Source organism: Arthrobacter sp. SLBN-83, assembly GCF_006715285.1.
Classification (GTDB): Bacteria; Actinomycetota; Actinomycetes; order Actinomycetales; family Micrococcaceae; genus Arthrobacter.
In genome coordinates, this window is sequence record NZ_VFMX01000001.1 from 691,278 (window position 1) to 706,189 (window position 14,912).

At 64.1% G+C, this 14,912-nt stretch carries 10 protein-coding genes, 1 tRNA gene and 1 pseudogene; 8 read left to right on the plus strand and 4 right to left on the minus strand.

Features of this window, described 5'->3' with window-relative positions; translation table 11 throughout:
* Positions 1–120: 120 nt before the first annotated feature.
* Positions 121–1,742 (minus strand): annotated as a pseudogene (locus FBY30_RS03030) (DUF222 domain-containing protein).
* A gap of 183 nt (positions 1,743–1,925) precedes the next feature.
* Between FBY30_RS03030 and FBY30_RS03035 the strand changes: the two are divergent.
* The 7 genes from FBY30_RS03035 to FBY30_RS03065 all read left to right on the plus strand — a co-directional run bounded on the left by FBY30_RS03035 (position 1,926) and on the right by FBY30_RS03065 (position 9,417).
* A tRNA-Ser gene (locus tag FBY30_RS03035) sits at positions 1,926–2,015 on the plus strand.
* Between the two features lie 504 nt (positions 2,016–2,519).
* A complete protein-coding gene (locus FBY30_RS03040; protein ID WP_142131183.1) occupies positions 2,520–4,115 on the plus strand; it encodes a glycoside hydrolase family 68 protein in 1,596 nt (531 codons plus the stop codon).
* Positions 4,116–4,255: 140 nt separating this feature from the next.
* Entirely contained in the window at positions 4,256–6,205 is a 1,950-nt protein-coding gene (locus FBY30_RS03045) for a glycoside hydrolase family 32 protein (RefSeq protein WP_327436998.1), read from the plus strand.
* Between the two features lie 206 nt (positions 6,206–6,411).
* Positions 6,412–6,822 (plus strand): hypothetical protein, encoded by a 411-nt coding sequence (locus tag FBY30_RS03050; protein WP_235009314.1) that lies wholly within the window; start codon positions 6,412–6,414, stop codon positions 6,820–6,822.
* An 80-nt stretch (positions 6,823–6,902) separates the two neighbouring features.
* Positions 6,903–7,781, plus strand: a complete 879-nt coding sequence (locus FBY30_RS03055) for a CPBP family intramembrane glutamic endopeptidase (RefSeq protein WP_142131185.1) — start codon at positions 6,903–6,905, stop codon at positions 7,779–7,781.
* Complete coding sequence (locus tag FBY30_RS03060; RefSeq protein ID WP_142131186.1) at positions 7,778–8,635, plus strand: alpha/beta hydrolase; 858 nt, start codon at positions 7,778–7,780, stop codon at positions 8,633–8,635. Before FBY30_RS03055 ends, FBY30_RS03060 begins: the two co-directional genes overlap by 4 nt.
* A 395-nt stretch (positions 8,636–9,030) precedes the next feature.
* Positions 9,031–9,417 carry a DUF7793 family protein gene (locus FBY30_RS03065; protein WP_142131187.1) on the plus strand — a complete coding sequence of 129 codons (387 nt, stop codon included), beginning with the start codon at positions 9,031–9,033 and terminating at the stop codon, positions 9,415–9,417.
* A 12-nt stretch (positions 9,418–9,429) separates the two neighbouring features.
* Here the strand turns inward: FBY30_RS03065 and FBY30_RS03070 are convergent, their stop codons facing one another.
* Positions 9,430–9,993 (minus strand): hypothetical protein, encoded by a 564-nt coding sequence (locus tag FBY30_RS03070; RefSeq protein ID WP_142131188.1) that lies wholly within the window; start codon positions 9,991–9,993, stop codon positions 9,430–9,432.
* Positions 9,994–10,387: 394 nt separating this feature from the next.
* Here FBY30_RS03070 and FBY30_RS03075 point away from each other — a divergent pair, with 394 nt between their 5' ends.
* Positions 10,388–11,257 (plus strand): Rho termination factor N-terminal domain-containing protein, encoded by an 870-nt coding sequence (locus tag FBY30_RS03075; protein WP_235009315.1) that lies wholly within the window; start codon positions 10,388–10,390, stop codon positions 11,255–11,257.
* A gap of 72 nt (positions 11,258–11,329) precedes the next feature.
* On the opposite strand, the gene FBY30_RS03080 is transcribed toward FBY30_RS03075, so the two are convergent.
* Together FBY30_RS03080 and manD are read right to left on the minus strand one after the other, a co-directional pair.
* The gene (locus FBY30_RS03080; protein ID WP_142134854.1) at positions 11,330–13,585 is read right to left on the minus strand and encodes a gluconokinase, GntK/IdnK-type; all 2,256 of its coding nucleotides are present in this window, start codon (positions 13,583–13,585) and stop codon (positions 11,330–11,332) included.
* Positions 13,586–13,682: 97 nt separating this feature from the next.
* Positions 13,683–14,912 (minus strand): D-mannonate dehydratase ManD, encoded by a 1,230-nt coding sequence (manD, locus tag FBY30_RS03085; protein WP_142131189.1) that lies wholly within the window; start codon positions 14,910–14,912, stop codon positions 13,683–13,685.

Here is a 14,912-nt window from a genome sequence, read left to right on the forward strand (position 1 = left end):
GTCCGACGGCGGGTGTCGGGGTTTCGTGGCGACCTCGCACGGCTACCTTCGGCATGCAGTTCGAAGGCAAGGCTCCCCCTGTACCAGGCAAGCTCCTAGGCAGAGGGCGGATGCAAGCTCCTAGGCAGAGGGCGGGTGGAGGATGGCGTTAAGGCATGCCTCCCCCAAGGAGAAGCCCACATCCACCAAGTCCACGCAACCTGGAATTGCCCTTTTCAACTGCTTCAGTTGCGGCACCAGCTGCGTGGGCCACTTCGGTGGTTCCCAGTCCTGGTGTTCGCTTGTGTAGTGCCGGCCGGTGGGTGACGTCCAGCCGGGTGGCTCGTTTTTGGTGGCAGGGGTGGGTTTCCACCCGGTGGCGTGTCGGAGTTTGTGGTGTTTGGGGCAGGGCTGTCCCAGGTTGCTGATCCCGGTGGTGCCGCCGTTGGCCCAGGCCAGGATGTGGTCGGCGTCGTTGTCCAGGGAGGTGTTGCTGCACCCCGGGAACGGGCACTTGCCGTCCCGCATCCGCAACCAGGCCCGCATCGCCCCGGTCACCCGGTAGCTCGTACGGCCGATCTCCAGGGGTGCACCGTCCCGCGGATCCACAAATACCCGGTAAAACGACGTTGCCCCGTTCGCGACCAGGTCCCGGGCCATCGATGGTGGGATCGGCCCGTACCCGTCCAGCATCGCCGGCTCATCGGTCAACCCCATCAGGGAGAACACCGGAACCGTGACCAGAACCTGCGCCCGAATCGGCGAAGACAACTGTTCTGCCCCGGCGGCGGCACCTTCACCGCCAACACCAACGACGTCACCGGCCCCATCGCTGGCACCGACACGTGCACCGGCCCCGTCGCTGCCGCTAACAGTCCGCCCGTCACCGCCATCAGCATCAGCATCAGACCCACGCCGAACGCTGGTGCCACCCCCTAGGGCGGTGCCGCCACTGCCACTGTCGAGGACCGCCTCGGCGAACGTGTCGGCCCTCAACTGGGACATAGTGCGGGACTCCGGGGGCCTTGGAGTGACCGGGACATAGCGGTGAGCCGGTTCCACCCGGCCAACGCCTGAGCCGCCGGCAGACACGCGGACAGCCACGCCATCCCGTCCTGGTCCGGCCGGAACTCCACCCGCCGATCCGCCACCCCCTTGACATGGCGCTTCTCAATGCTCTCCGCATGGTGGCGTTCCCGCCACGTCCTGGCCTTGGCCCGAAACCGGTGCGCCGGCATCTCACCGGCAGGGCACCCCCGCGCCGCATCCGGGGCCTCAGGGTCCAGGAAATGCGCCTCCAACGCAGCCGCCCCCGCAGCATCCAGACACGCCGCCTCATCCGCCATCACCACCGCATGCTGCCACGACAGGGACCCGGCCTCCAACCCCGCAAGGGTCCGCGGCAACGACGAAACGACCGCGTGCGAAGTAGCCAGGAACGATGACGCAGCCCGCGGCCCCAACGCCAACACACACCCAATCTCCGCCGCGACCGCCATCTCCTGCGCCTGCACCGGCACATTCGGCCCGGCAACAACAGAGGCGCTCTCCGCGTACTTCACCGCAGCCTTCGCCTTCAAACCAGCGAACCCGGCCTCAACCTCCCGGGCACCAGCCAGAACGTCCAGGCACCCATCCGCCGAACCCGCCAACGGATCAGCCACCGAAAACGCCTCAGAACCCTGCCCGTCAACCTCAGCATTGAGCACAGCAAGGGCAGACCTGACCTCCTCGAAGGCCTTCTCCACCGCTGCTTTCCCCATAAACCAATCATCGCGCGAGGGTACGACAATCACGCGTGATGCCACATGACGGCAATGTTCCGCGACTGCATTGCCTCATCTGCTAACTCGCAGGGTCAACACCTGAATCGAGTTGCTGCTTCGGGCGCCCGCCAGGCACACGTTTTGGGGATGCAGGCCTTGCTCCGGTACCCTATTGAGGTTGGTGACGTGTCCGAGCGGCCGAAGGTGCAACACTCGAAATGTTGTTTGGTGTAAAAGCCAACGTGGGTTCAAATCCCACCGTCACCGCCAAGTAGAAAGGCCCTGCGCCCCTCGCATAAGAGGGAGCAGGGCCTTTTGTTTTGTCCCAAACTTGTAATTGCGGTCCGGCGGGGACTGCACTCACGAGCGAACTTCGCCTCCTCCACCCACCTTGCCGACACTGCTGCGCAGCCCTCCCTTGACTTGTCGACGACCTCGCTGAAGCAGGGCCCAGCAACTGGTTTTGTCACATTTGACGCTCCCTTCGCCACGTGGCACGCGCGCGGAGAAGGCAAAGTGCAAGCGCTTACACACTTCATGCTGCATCGTCGATTTGGGCTATGTAACGCGTTTTGAGGTCGCTCCGCCGGCCCCCTACGGTATTCATCGGCTGCGCACAGGAATCGTCCAGCCACTTATGAAAAGGGACCCAGCAGCCCTTTTCACCCAGTACGAAGGCGTCCCCGGTGACAGCTCTGGTTCTGGGGAGCCCAAGTACTGGAATCGGGCACAAGGCCCACTTGCACACACGGTCACTCCCCTGAGAAGAGCACTATGCCGAAGCATCCCAATGAATCCAGTATGTGGCGAAGGCGATCCGCTGCCGCCGCCTTAGTAGCTGCCCTGGCTGCAACCTTCCTTGCAACCCCAGCCGCACTGGCCAACGAGCCCTCCGATCCCCCGTCAATCGAACAGCTGCCAGCTCCCACGCCTGGTTTCCCCCTCCCCAGCAAGCACACGCAGCAGGCCTTCGATCCGGCGTCGAACTTCACCTCGAAGTGGACGCGGGCGGATGCCAAGCAGATCATGGCGCAGAGCAACCCCAACGTTGCTCCCGGACAGAATTCGATGAGCCCCGACGTCACCATGCCGGAGATCCCTGAGGATTTCCCCGCCATGAACGATGACGTGTGGGTCTGGGACACCTGGTCCTTGACGGATGAGAACGCCAACCAGGTCAGCTACAAGGGCTGGGATGTCATCTTCTCCCTCGTCGCGGACCGACACGCCGGCTATGGCTTCGATCAGCGCCACTGGAATGCCCGCATTGGCTACTTCTTCCGCAAGACCAACGCCGATCCGGCCAAGGACAAGTGGAACTACGGCGGACATCTGTTCCTGGACAACACCTCCGTGGGCAACACCGAGTGGTCTGGCTCCACCCGCCTGATGCAGGGTGACCACGTCAACGTCTTCTACACAGCCACCACGTTCTATGACGTGGCCGAGCGCAACGCCGGCGGCGGCGGGATCGCCCCGGACGCCGTCATCGCCAAGGCACTGGGCAACATCCACGCCGACAAGAACGGTGTGACCTTCGACGGCTTCGAGCACACCAAGTTGCTGGAACCGGACGGAAAGATGTACCAGACCAAGGCACAGAACCCCGGATTCGCATTCCGCGACCCCTACACGTTCGCCGACCCGGCACATCCCGGCAAGACGTTCATGGTCTTTGAAGGCAACACTGCCGGCACCCGTGGCGACTACGAGTGCAAGGGCGAGGACCTTGGCTACCAGCCAGGCGACCCGCACGCCGAGAGCCTGACTGACGTCCAGAACAGCGGCGCCAAGTACCAGACCGCCAACGTCGGCCTTGCCGTGGCGGACAACAAGGACCTCACCAAGTGGTCCTTCCTGCCGCCGATCCTGTCTGCAAACTGCGTCAACGACCAGACTGAGCGTCCGCAAATCTTCATCCAGAACGAAAACGGCAAGAACAAGTACTACCTGTACACGATCAGCCACCAGTTCACCTACGCGGACGGCATGCGCGGTCCCGACGGCGTCTACGGCTTCGTTGGCGACGGGGTCCGCTCCGATTTCCAGCCGGTCAACAACAGCGGCCTGGCGCTCGGCTCACCGACCGACCTCAACCTGCCGGCCAACAACCCGAGCGGCACCATCTCCGGCCAGCAGAACGGCCGCCAGTTCCAGGCGTACTCGCACTACGTGCAGCCGGGTGGGCTGGTGCAGTCGTTTATCGACAACGTCAACGGCGTGCGCGGTGGATCGCTGTCCCCGACCGTGAAGATCAACTTCCGCAACGGCGTGACCCAGGTTGACCGCAGCTTCGGCCAGAACGGCCTGGGCCCGTTTGGTTACCTTCCCACCAACGTCAACGTTGGCGGCAAGGGTCTCTACAAGTAACCAGCCTTGACCGGATAACGCTGCCCCGAGCAGCGGCCGGCAAAGGATCAGGAGCAGGGGTGCCTTCCGGCACCCCTGCTCACTTTGCCGATACCGGCACGACCTGAACGGCAGCTATGTCCCCGAAATGGAATCTGTCCTTGGTTCCCAGGAACAACAAACTGTGGCTTTCAGCAACGCTCATCGCCGGCATCATACTCGTGAGCTTCACGGTGTTCCTCTCCAAGCCGGGCACACAGGACACCGATGAAGAACGGGCCGAGGCTGCGTTGGAAAACGTAGCCACCGCGCAGGCCGCCTTCCACTCTGAGCGGGCCGGCTACGGTTCCTACTGGCTCTCAGGAGGGGACCGAACGCTCGGGAACGGCCGGGCCCTGGACACCGCAGGGGTGGAGGACCTGAGGAGCATCGCATGCCCGGACGGTTGGGTAGCCGCCGTCAGGGCGGGCAGCAGTATCTTTATGCGGTCAAGCCAGCAAAATGACATCCACAGGCTTGGAGCAGGGGACGCGGCCCGGCCGGGCTGCATCACAGCTGAAGCTGTTGAAGCCATGCTCGAGGATCTCGGCTGGGTAGACCGGACTCCGGTGGCAGGCACCCCGGCCGAAGACCGTAACGGATCGTCGCCGTTCCGGCCTGCCTATCACATCACGCCGGACCAGCACTGGATGAATGATCCACAACGCCCGTTCTTCCTCGACGGCCTCTGGCATTACTACTACCTCTACAACGCCGATTACCCCAACGGCAACGGTACCGAGTGGTTCCATCTCACCAGTCCGGACCTGGTGACGTGGAAGGACGAAGGCGTGGCCATTCCCAAATACACGAACGGACTGGGTGATATCGAGACCGGAAGCGCCGTTGTGGACCACCAAAACACAGCCGGTTTTGGAAAGGACGCGGTCATCGCCGTGGTGACGCAGCAGGACGCGGGCGTCCAGCGGCAGTCCCTGTTCTATTCAACCAACGGGGGCTACAGCTTCACCGCTTACCAAGGAAACCCGGTGATGGAGAACCCTGGGCAAGAGCACTGGCGCGATCCCAAGATCCTCCGTGATGAGGCAAACAACCAGTGGCTGATGGTCCTGGCGGAAGGCAGCAAGCTGGGCATGTACACATCCCAGGATCTGAAGGCGTGGCGATACGTCTCCAGCGTTGAGTTGCCCGGACTGGGCGTCCTCGAATGTCCGGACCTTTTCCAGTTGGACCTCGACGGGGACCCCTCCAGGCGGACCTGGGTCCTGGCGGCCAGCGCCAACGGCGCCGCGGAAGGCCGTACCACCGGTGTTGCCTACTGGACGGGAGCGTGGGACGGCCACACCTTCACGCCTAGCAGCGACCGGCATCAGTGGCTGGACGGAGGCCCTGATTTCTATGCGGCGGTGACATGGGACGATCCACGGCTCACCGACTCCCAGCGGATGCAGTCGCGGCGGGCCATAGGGTGGGTCAACAACTGGGATTACGCCCGCAAACTGCCCACGGTGGACTGGCAGGGCGGCATGGACTCGATCGTGCGGGACATCCGGCTGAAGACGGTGCAGGGCAAAGCCACGCTGGTCTCGGCACCTTCGGAATCGCTGGCCAGGCTTGAAGGTGCACCCGAAACTGCTGGACCGGCGCCCATTGGTCCGGATGGGACGCCAGGCCTTCCCGTGCCCACGGGGGGCGCTTACCGGCTGGATCTGACCCTTGAGCGCTCCATGATTGATGGTGCAGCAGGCGACAACCACCCCGAGGCTCTCCTGCAACTGGCACAAGGGGGCTCCGTCTTCGCCACCGTGGCCTACGACTTCGGGAAAGAAACCGCATCCGTCTCACGCGAGCAGCCGCCAGGCACCGGCGCGGACATGGGCCAGGTGTTCACCGGGGCACGGAGCGTGACTGCACCAGCCCGGGACGGTTCCGTGGACCTGACGGTCTTCGTGGACCACTCTTCCGTAGAAGTATTCGTCAACGGCGGGGAGCAGACACTTACGTCGTTGGTGTTCCCCGGGCTCGGAGAGAGTTCCCTGAACCTTGTTTCCGAAGCACCGGGCCTGTCCGTGAAAAACGCTAAGTACACACCGCTGCTGTCGACCCGCTGATTCAGTGTTTACTTTGCACCGCGGACCTGCACACCATTGAAAGTGTGCGAACCAAGGGCAGGCGTCGGGGGCTTGCACTGGCCCTGTCCCTGTTGATTGCAGCAGGGACAGCAGCGGGATGTTCCTACCAATACGACGAGCCTGCACGGACTCCAACACCCGGGCCAGCACTTGATACACGTTCCCCCGCGCCCTCCATTGATCTCATGGTCCTGGAGCGCGAGGTCCACAACTACCGTGAGCTGGACCGGCTCCTCAAGGCAGTGCCGGGCCCGGTCCTCCTTTTTGAGGAGGGGCCGCTTGATGGCCCGGTCAGGGGGTTTGGCACGACGGCGGAAGTCCCCGTGCCAGGGCAGTACACCTTTACAGCCGCCTGTGTTGGCGCTTCCGGTGCCAGGGTCGCCATCGGGCAGGAGCACCCCGGCGCTCCCTTCCAGCCCGTCGAACTGACGCTGGATTGCCCCCGAGCCACCACACACGTCATGGAGTTGCAGCAAGGGTACGTTTTCGCCCACCTGGTGCTGCCGTCCCCCGGCGATACCCCCTGGACAGGAGCCGTGGGCGGGATACGGGTGACAGGTGGGGCACCTGCGCCAAGCACCGGGGCGTCCCCCTGACCAAAGGCCCTGTTATCGCTGGCTCCGCGCGACAAGGCTGGGGTTTGAGGATCATTAGCGGGCCAGGCAGGAGGTCTGGGATGACCGCGCAGCCACAGCATGAAGTGCCGCTGGTCCCAGGCGCTGAGGGGAGAGGGTTCACCTACTTTATCCGCCGGCACCCTGTACCTGCCTACTATGCCCTGACCTTTGTCATTTCGTGGGGCTTGATGGGAGCGGTCGTTGGCGTGGCGCCAGTCCCGATGGCCGTTGCACTATCGCTTGGCCCCCTGGGACCCACCGCCGCATCCATCGTCCTCACCAGCTTCCTTGATGGAAAGGCGGGACTTCGGGAGTTGGGAGCCCGTCTTCGCCGGTGGCGGGTGGGCGCGCGCTGGTACGCGCTGGCACTCCTCACTGCTCCACTCGTCATGGTTTCGACGGCCGCGGCAGTCGCCGTCGTCTTCCCCGGTTTCTACGGCGGCGTTTCGACGGCGGGCGAGCTGGTGATCGTCGTTTTGGCCGGGATCGCGGTGGGCTTGATAGTCGGCATGCTGGAGGAGCTGGGCTGGACCGGCTTCGCGCTGCCCCGCCTGCGCCGGAGGCACGGGGTGGTGTCCACTGCCTTGATCATGGCCGTGTTGTGGGGTGCCTGGCACTACCCCATGTTCGCCAACAGTACCGATCCTTCAGGAGCCATACCGGCCGCCCTTATCGTTGCCGTGTTCCTGTTTGCCTGGCTGCCCGCTTACCGGGTGCTGATGGTTTGGCTCTACGACCGGACCGAGAGCCTCCTCCTGGCGGTGCTGATGCACGCACCGCTCGCCGCGGGCGCCTTCATCAACTCCTTCATCGCGTCCTCCGGCAACTCATCCGGAATCGCCATCCTGGTCCCGCCTCTCAGCTGGGGTGCGGCATTCTGGGTGATTGCCGCCGTCGTCCTTCTCACCGAACGCCGCCACCGACGGGAGCCGACGTGACCGCGCAACTCCCGGGCGTGCCGGCGGGGGAAGCAATCCTGTCGGCAGCGCGGCGTTTCACCGCTGCCCACGGCCGGAAACTCAGGGTCGGTGAGGTGGAATGGCGCTATGTAAGGCTGGGCGAGGGACCTCCAGTGCTCTGGCTAACCGGCGGCCTGCGCCGGGCTGGGCTGGGGTACGACTTCCTTGGGCGGCTTGCGCGCCGCCACACGGTGGTGGCGCCGGATTACCCGCCCGTGAAGCGATTTACCGATTTCGACGACGGCGTCACCGCCATCCTGCGCGCAGAAGGGATTGTGCGCTGCGACGTGGTGGGCCAGTCCTACGGCGGTTTGCTCGCCCAGGCGTTCCTTGCTGCCCATCCCGGGTGGATCAACCGGCTGGTGCTCTCCAGCAGCGGCCCGGCCGACTACGGCCGGCCCTGGGTGCCGGCCCTCTCAGTGGCAACTCTGGCAGCGCGGGTGCTGCCGAAGCGTTGGTCGGCTTCCCTGCTGCTCGCCGGCTTAACCGGATTGCTCCCAGCTGGGGCGGATCCCGATGGCAACTGGGCTGCGGTCCTTCGCTACATCGTCCGGCACGACCTGACCAGGGCAGACATGGTGTCGCATTTCGCGGTGGCCGCTGACCTGGCCAGGAAACAGTTGGTACGTCCGGAACGGTTTCACCAGTGGCAGGGTGACGCAGCGGTGCTGCGGGCGGAGAACGACCGCACCCAGGACGCCCGCGACATCCCCAGGCTCCAGAGGCTGCTGGGCAGGCCGGTGCAGACGATTTCCATGGGCCGCGCCGGTCACACCGCGGCGCTGTTGGAACCGGAGCGCTACGTGCAGTGGTTGGAAAAGGCGCTGGGCTGATTTCCTGCGGATCACCGCCACATCGACCGTCCCGAATTATGAGGTGTGCGCCGTTGAGCCGCCCCCGGCGCCAGGCGTACCCATTCGTGCCAGCGTGTGCCCACCGCGGTTGGGCCAGCCGGTTCCTTGACCATCCGGAAGGCTGCGTCGCGAGGTATCGGTTCGAAGTCCTGGATATCGGAGAGCAGTGCGAAAACCGCGGATTGTGGCCGACGGACCTCGACGGACAGGTTGAACGTAGTGGCCCTTCTGATCACTTTTCCAGCATCCACGGACACAGCCCCACCGGTAGGGACCACTACCCCTGGACTTTTTGTCCTATCTGTCCGGCAAAATGGGGTTTCAATTAGTCAAATGCCTGGAATACAAGCCCGCCTACGAGAACCAGGACAGGAATGAGTGAATTCTTTACCGCGTCTTGCGATGGGGACCTGCTGCGGTTGCAGTGGGTCCCGGAAGCCCATATAACCTACCAGACGGCGGTGCGTGCAGCCCGGGTTCTGGAAGGTTTGAGCGGTGGGCGCACTTTACCTCTCCTGGTTAATCTCGCCGGTGTCGCCGGACTGACGCCGGAGGCCCGGGCCGGCATGAATGCGTACCGCGGATTTTCGGCAGTGGCCCTCATCGGGGACGGGGCGATGGGTAAAGTCGTGGCCGCGTTCTCCCAGCGGGCCCTGACCCCCACGGCATATTTCACTGATGAATCCGAGGCCCTGACGTGGTTGTGCGAACAGGGCGGCAGGGCCAGTATCCCCCGCGAAGCGCGGCAAACGGAACGGTAGTCTTCACCGGGATCACGACGACACCCCAGGACGGCCCCGGATGTGGGCGTTGCCCTCGGCGCGCTTCTTAATGCCCAGGAGCATGGCACGATCCATGACGAGGTAACCGGGGCGGAGGAGGAAATCCATGACCCGGAGCGCTGGGGGCCGGCCAGGGCCCGATCGCGTCCGCAGCAGCAATCTGGTTCCCCTGGCACCGGAACTGTGGAGGACGAGCTGCCACGTGCCGGTGACTGTTCCGGGAGGAGCGCCAGGGCTTGAATCGAGCACCAGGTGGCGGCCGCTCTCCAACTCCACCACGCGCGGCCCTGCCCTTCCTCCCGGATATCCTTCCGGAGTGAAGGCGATGACGTCGCCCACCTTCAGGTCCTGCCACCCAGGGTTGATGCGGTCAGCATTCGTGACGCCCAGATGGAGCAGCCCGTTCTCCACCCAGGTATAGGAATACAACCCGGCGCGATCCACACCCATTTGCACCAACCATGGCCAGACCTCGTCCGGCGGTGCGGAGATCGTAACTGCCATGGTCTGTACTTCGTCGGGCTCGGGAATCAGGCCGTCGCCCGGGAGTGACATGGTGCTTTCCGACCCGGTGGCACCCCAGGTCCCCAACACACGCGGCAAGACCGCGTGCGTGAAAATCCCGGCCGCAGCCGTTATGCCGAGAATGCCCGGCAGCCCCCGGAACCCATTTGGAGGGCGGTGCCCGCGGACGGACGACGGCCCCATGAGTGCCAGGAAACCCGATAACACATTGCCCACGCGAACCTCCTTGGCTACCGGAATGCATGGAGCCTACAAACAGGGATTGGGCCAGCCCCAGAGTCCAAAGGCCCCGCCGGTACGTACCGGCGCCTGCGTGACACGTCGGGTGCCGATGCTTGACGCCGCCCTTCGGCACACGCTAGAAAGTAAGCAGCCTTATTATTTGTCGATTCTGCAAAAGAGTTCTGCAAAGGGAGGACCTGACATGAGTGACAAGCCCGGTAACCAGACACCGAACACGCCTGATGTGAGTGAGACGAAACTGCGCGGCATGAAGGTGGATGAGCTCCGCAAGGAGGCCAGGGAAGAACATATTGCCGGCGCCTCGGATATGCACAAGGAAGAGCTGGTAAAGGCTGTGGCGAAGGCCCGTCAGGAGGACCACGACGGCGGCCGGAAGGAAGGTTCCCGGTCCGGCTCAGGCAACTCCGGCCGGGCCACCAGCGGCAAGTCAGGCAGCGGCAAGGAAGGCCGTGACGAGCCCGGCAACCAAACCCCCAACACCCCGGACGTGAGCGAAACCGAGCTGCGCGGCATGAAGGTGGATGAGCTCCGCAAGGAGGCCAGGGAAGACCACATCTCCGGCGCCTCGAACATGCGCAAGGAAGAGCTGGTCAAAGAGGTTGCCAAGGCCCGTCAGGAAGGCGCAGGCGGCGGAGGCGACCGGAAAGAAGACCCAGAAGACCTGGGCGCCGGCCCCGACGGCGGCAAGGTCCGCTACGGCGATGACTCCTCCAAGTCGTTGAAGTATTCGCAGGAGATCACCTCCACGGAGGAGGAGCCTGAGCGCGAAGGCCGCAGCCTGGCCACCACGCACCATGAAGTCATTAGGCAGTGGGCCGAAGAACGCGGCGGTGTCCCGGCCACGGTGGAGGGCACCGAACACGGCGATCACCTTGGTGTCCTGCGCATCGATTTCCGGGACAGGGACGCCAACCTTCGCGAGGTCAGCTGGGAGGAATGGTTCAAGACATTCGACGACCGGCGGCTGAACTTCATTTACCAGGAAGAGCGGACGGACGGAAACCAGTCGACCTTCTTCCGGCTGGAGAACCCGAACCGTGAAGACGCGTAGGGTCACCCTGGCCTGACACGTACAGGAGGCGCCATCGCTGTTGCGGTGGCGCCTCCTGCCTGCCCAGTAGTCCTAAAGCCGAGTATCAAACGACCCGCAGAACACGTTCTCGTTGAACGTGCCTTGGAACTCCGATTTGCCCTGGATCTTCTCCACCGCCGCCCGGATGGCCTCCCGCGTTCCCGCATGGGCGTGGATGGCGGTCCTGACCATCGGCACATCAATCAGGTGGTTCGGCTGGTTCAGGGACACAAACACGGTGGGCACCTCGGTGGCGTACCAGGGAATCTCGGCGGCCATCGGTGCGGACCACTTGATCCGGATGGCTGCTTCCTGGGCAAAGCCCTTCACGCTGGCGAAGACTAACGCCGCGTCGTACTTCTCCGCGTAGTCCCCTGTGGCTTCCTCGGACAGGACCCGCATGAAGTTCATCCCGGCCTCGCCCGCCGCTTCGCGCTGCTCCGCCGTCCGGAAGAGGTGTACCTCGAAGCCGGCGGCCTCGAGTTCCTCCTTCACCACTTCCAGGTAGGCCAGCGGATCGGCACGGGTGAAGTCGGCCCCGCCGGAGATGCCGTACAGCCGGATCCGGGGATACGTAGCCGGGGTAATCGGCAGGTTCCCGGCCGTGTCCTTGACCAGCGTCACGGTCTTGTCGGCGATGTCAGCCGCAACGGCGCGGTGCGCCTCGGAGCCGATCACGGCAAGCGCCCCGGCAGGCGGGACCAGTTGGTCAGCAGATTTCCGGTGCAGCCCCAGCGACGCCTTCAGCCCCAGGATCCTCCGCAGAGCATCATGCAACCGCTGCTCGGTGATGACCCCGGATTTGTAGCCGTCCATCATGTACTGGAAGTCCTCGGCGGGGTTGCGGAAGAACAGGAACATGTCGCATCCGGCAGCGATAGTGGCAGGAACCAGGTCCTTGCGCTTCATCGCCTGTGTCAGGCCCACCATTTGCGACGCATCGGTGAGCACCAGGCCGTTGAACCCCAGTTCCCCGCGCAGCAGGTCCTGCAGCAGTTCCGGGGACAGCGTGGCAGGCAGGATCTCGGCGTCGGACAGGCCGGGCCGGAAGTGCCGGGAAACCCCCGGGGCCCCGATGTGGCCAACCATGATGGACTGCACGCCGTGCGCGATCATCTCCCGGTACACGTGCCCGTACGTCCGGTCCCACTCGTCATAAGTGAAAGTGTTGTAGGACGTGACCACGTGTTGGTCCCGCTCATCCACGCCGTCGCCGGGGAAATGCTTCATCGCGCAGGCGGTGGGCGATTCGCTGATCCCGTCAAAGTATTCCTTGGCCCGTTCCACCACGATTTCAGGCGTGTTGCCAAAGGAGCGCGTGGAAATGACCGTGTTCCGCCAGTTGTAGTGGATGTCCACTATCGGCGCGAAGGCCCAGTTGCAGCCCAGCGCCGCCGTCTCCACCCCGGCCACCTGCCCCATTTGCCGGGCGATGTTCTTGTCCGGGTGTGAGCCGGCCTGCAGGTGCGTGCAGACGAACGTGCCGTCGTCGCAGCTGCCGGCCCCGCCCATCTCCGGATTCGACGCAACCAGCAACGGGATCCGGGACTTGGACTGCGCATACCGGATGTGTTCCTGGACGGCCGCGGACGGGCCCGGCCGGTAGCGCATGCCGCCCACGTGGAAGTTCTCCAGCACGCCATCGAGGTACTCGGGCGAGTAGTCGTTGTTGTGGTTGATGAACAGCTGCCCGATCTTCTCCTCGAGCGTCATGGCACCAATGGTGCCCTCCACCCAGGCGATGGCATCGTCGTCGAGGTTGAACGGGGCTGCGGCAAGGTCGACGTCGAACTGCCGCGGACGGGCGGTGGGCGGCCCTTGAGGGGAAGGTACGACGGCGGCAATCCCCTTGAGTGCCCCGGCCACCACTTCCGGCACGGGCGCGGCGATGTCCACCACCACCCCACGTTCGTCGTCCTGCAGTGGTTCGAGTGTGGCGAGCTGGGAGTCCAGCAGCGCGGGCGGCATGAAGTGCCCGGCCCTGCCTCCCACACGCTGGGCGAGGACCTCCTTGCTGCCGTTCAGGTGCAGGAAGATGGTGTCCGGAGCCTGTTCCCGGATGGCGTCGCGGTAGGTTCGCCGCAGCGCCGAACAGGCCAGGACCAGCCCGCCGTCCCCGGCGGCAGCCAGCTCCCGTCCCACGATTGCCAACCAGGGCCAGCGGTCCTCATCGGTCAACGGGTGGCCGGCTGCCATCTTGGCCACGTTCTCCACAGGGTGCAGCGAGTCTCCGTCGAGGAACGGCACCCCGAGTTCGCGGGCCACGAGGCCGCCCACCGTGGTCTTGCCGCACCCCGAGACCCCCATGACCACCACGCGGGGTTTAGTGGGGGCGGGATTGTTGTTGCTCACCAAAGTTGTCCTTCTTGCGGGTCGTGGCGGGTTTTACCAGTCGTGGTTTCTGTTACCAGTCGTGGACGGTGCCGTCGACGAGGCGGTTGTAGGGCAGGTAGGCCTGCTGGTACGGGTAGGCTGCGGCGGCTTCTTCGTTGAACTCGACCCCGATGCCGGGCTTGTCGCCCGGGTGCAGGTACCCGTCCACGAACGTCATGGACTGCTCAAAGACCTCATTGGTCTTCACCGAGTGCTGCATGTACTCCTGAATCCCGTAGTTATGGATCGCCAACCCCACATGCAACTGCGCCGCGAACCCCACCGGCGAAATATCCGTCGGCCCATGGAACCCGGACTTGATCTGGTACTGCGCCGCGAAATCCATCACCTTCTTCAACGGCGAAATCCCACCAAAATGCGTCGACGCGGCACGAACATAATCAATCAGCTGTTCCTTGATCAACGTCTGGTAATCCCACACCGTATTAAAGACCTCCCCGATCGCCAACGGCGTCGTGGTGTGCTGCCGCACCAGGCGCAACCCCTCCTGGTTCTCCGCCGGCGTGCAGTCCTCCAACCAAAACAAGTCATACGGCTCCAACGCCTTGCCCAGCTTCGCCGCCTGGATCGGCGTCATCCGGTGATGCCCGTCATGCAACAACGGCAGCTCCGGACCAAACTCATTCCGCACCGCCTCAAACACCGACGGCAAATGCCGCAAATACGCGCGGGTGTCCCAGTCCTCCTCCACCGGGAAAGCACCCCGCCCGGCCGGCTCATAGTCATACCGCTCCCCCGACGCCTGAGCCTGCGCCGCCACCCCATAGAGTGCCTTGATCCCCGGCACCGCGGTCTGGATCCGGATCGACTTGTACCCCAACTCAAGGTGTTCGCGCACGGAATCGAACAACGACTCAATATCCGCACCCGACGCATGCCCGTACGCCCGCAACCCGTTCCGCGACGCACCCCCCAGCAACTGATACACCGGGAGCCCGGCGATCTTGCCCTTGATATCCCAAAGAGCCATATCCACCGCAGCAATCGCCGCCATCGTCACCGGACCCCGACGCCAATACGAAGACCGGTACAGGAACTGCCACGTATCCTCAATCCGGTGAGCATCCTTCCCGATCAACAACTGCGCCACATGCTCCTTCAAATACGCAGCAACAGCCAACTCCCGCCCATTCAACGTGGCATCACCAATACCCGTCACCCCGTCCTCCGTCGTAATCCGGAGCGTCACAAAATTCCGGGACGGACTGGTCACAAACACATCAGCGGCAATGATCTTCAT

Bases quoted from the DNA above. Each gene is read 5' to 3' on its own strand.
- FBY30_RS03040 (WP_142131183.1), top strand. From the start codon at position 2,520: ATGCCGAAGCATCCCAATGAATCCAGTATGTGGCGAAGGCGATCCGCT.
- FBY30_RS03050 (WP_235009314.1), top strand. From the start codon at position 6,412: ATGGTCCTGGAGCGCGAGGTCCACAACTACCGTGAGCTGGACCGGCTC.
- FBY30_RS03055 (WP_142131185.1), top strand. From the start codon at position 6,903: ATGACCGCGCAGCCACAGCATGAAGTGCCGCTGGTCCCAGGCGCTGAG.
- FBY30_RS03065 (WP_142131187.1), top strand. From the start codon at position 9,031: ATGAGTGAATTCTTTACCGCGTCTTGCGATGGGGACCTGCTGCGGTTG.
- FBY30_RS03070 (WP_142131188.1), bottom strand. From the start codon at position 9,993: ATGTCACTCCCGGGCGACGGCCTGATTCCCGAGCCCGACGAAGTACAG.
- FBY30_RS03075 (WP_235009315.1), top strand. From the start codon at position 10,388: ATGAGTGACAAGCCCGGTAACCAGACACCGAACACGCCTGATGTGAGT.
- FBY30_RS03080 (WP_142134854.1), bottom strand. From the start codon at position 13,585: ATGGGGGTCTCGGGGTGCGGCAAGACCACGGTGGGCGGCCTCGTGGCC.
- manD (WP_142131189.1), bottom strand. From the start codon at position 14,912: ATGAAGATCATTGCCGCTGATGTGTTTGTGACCAGTCCGTCCCGGAAT.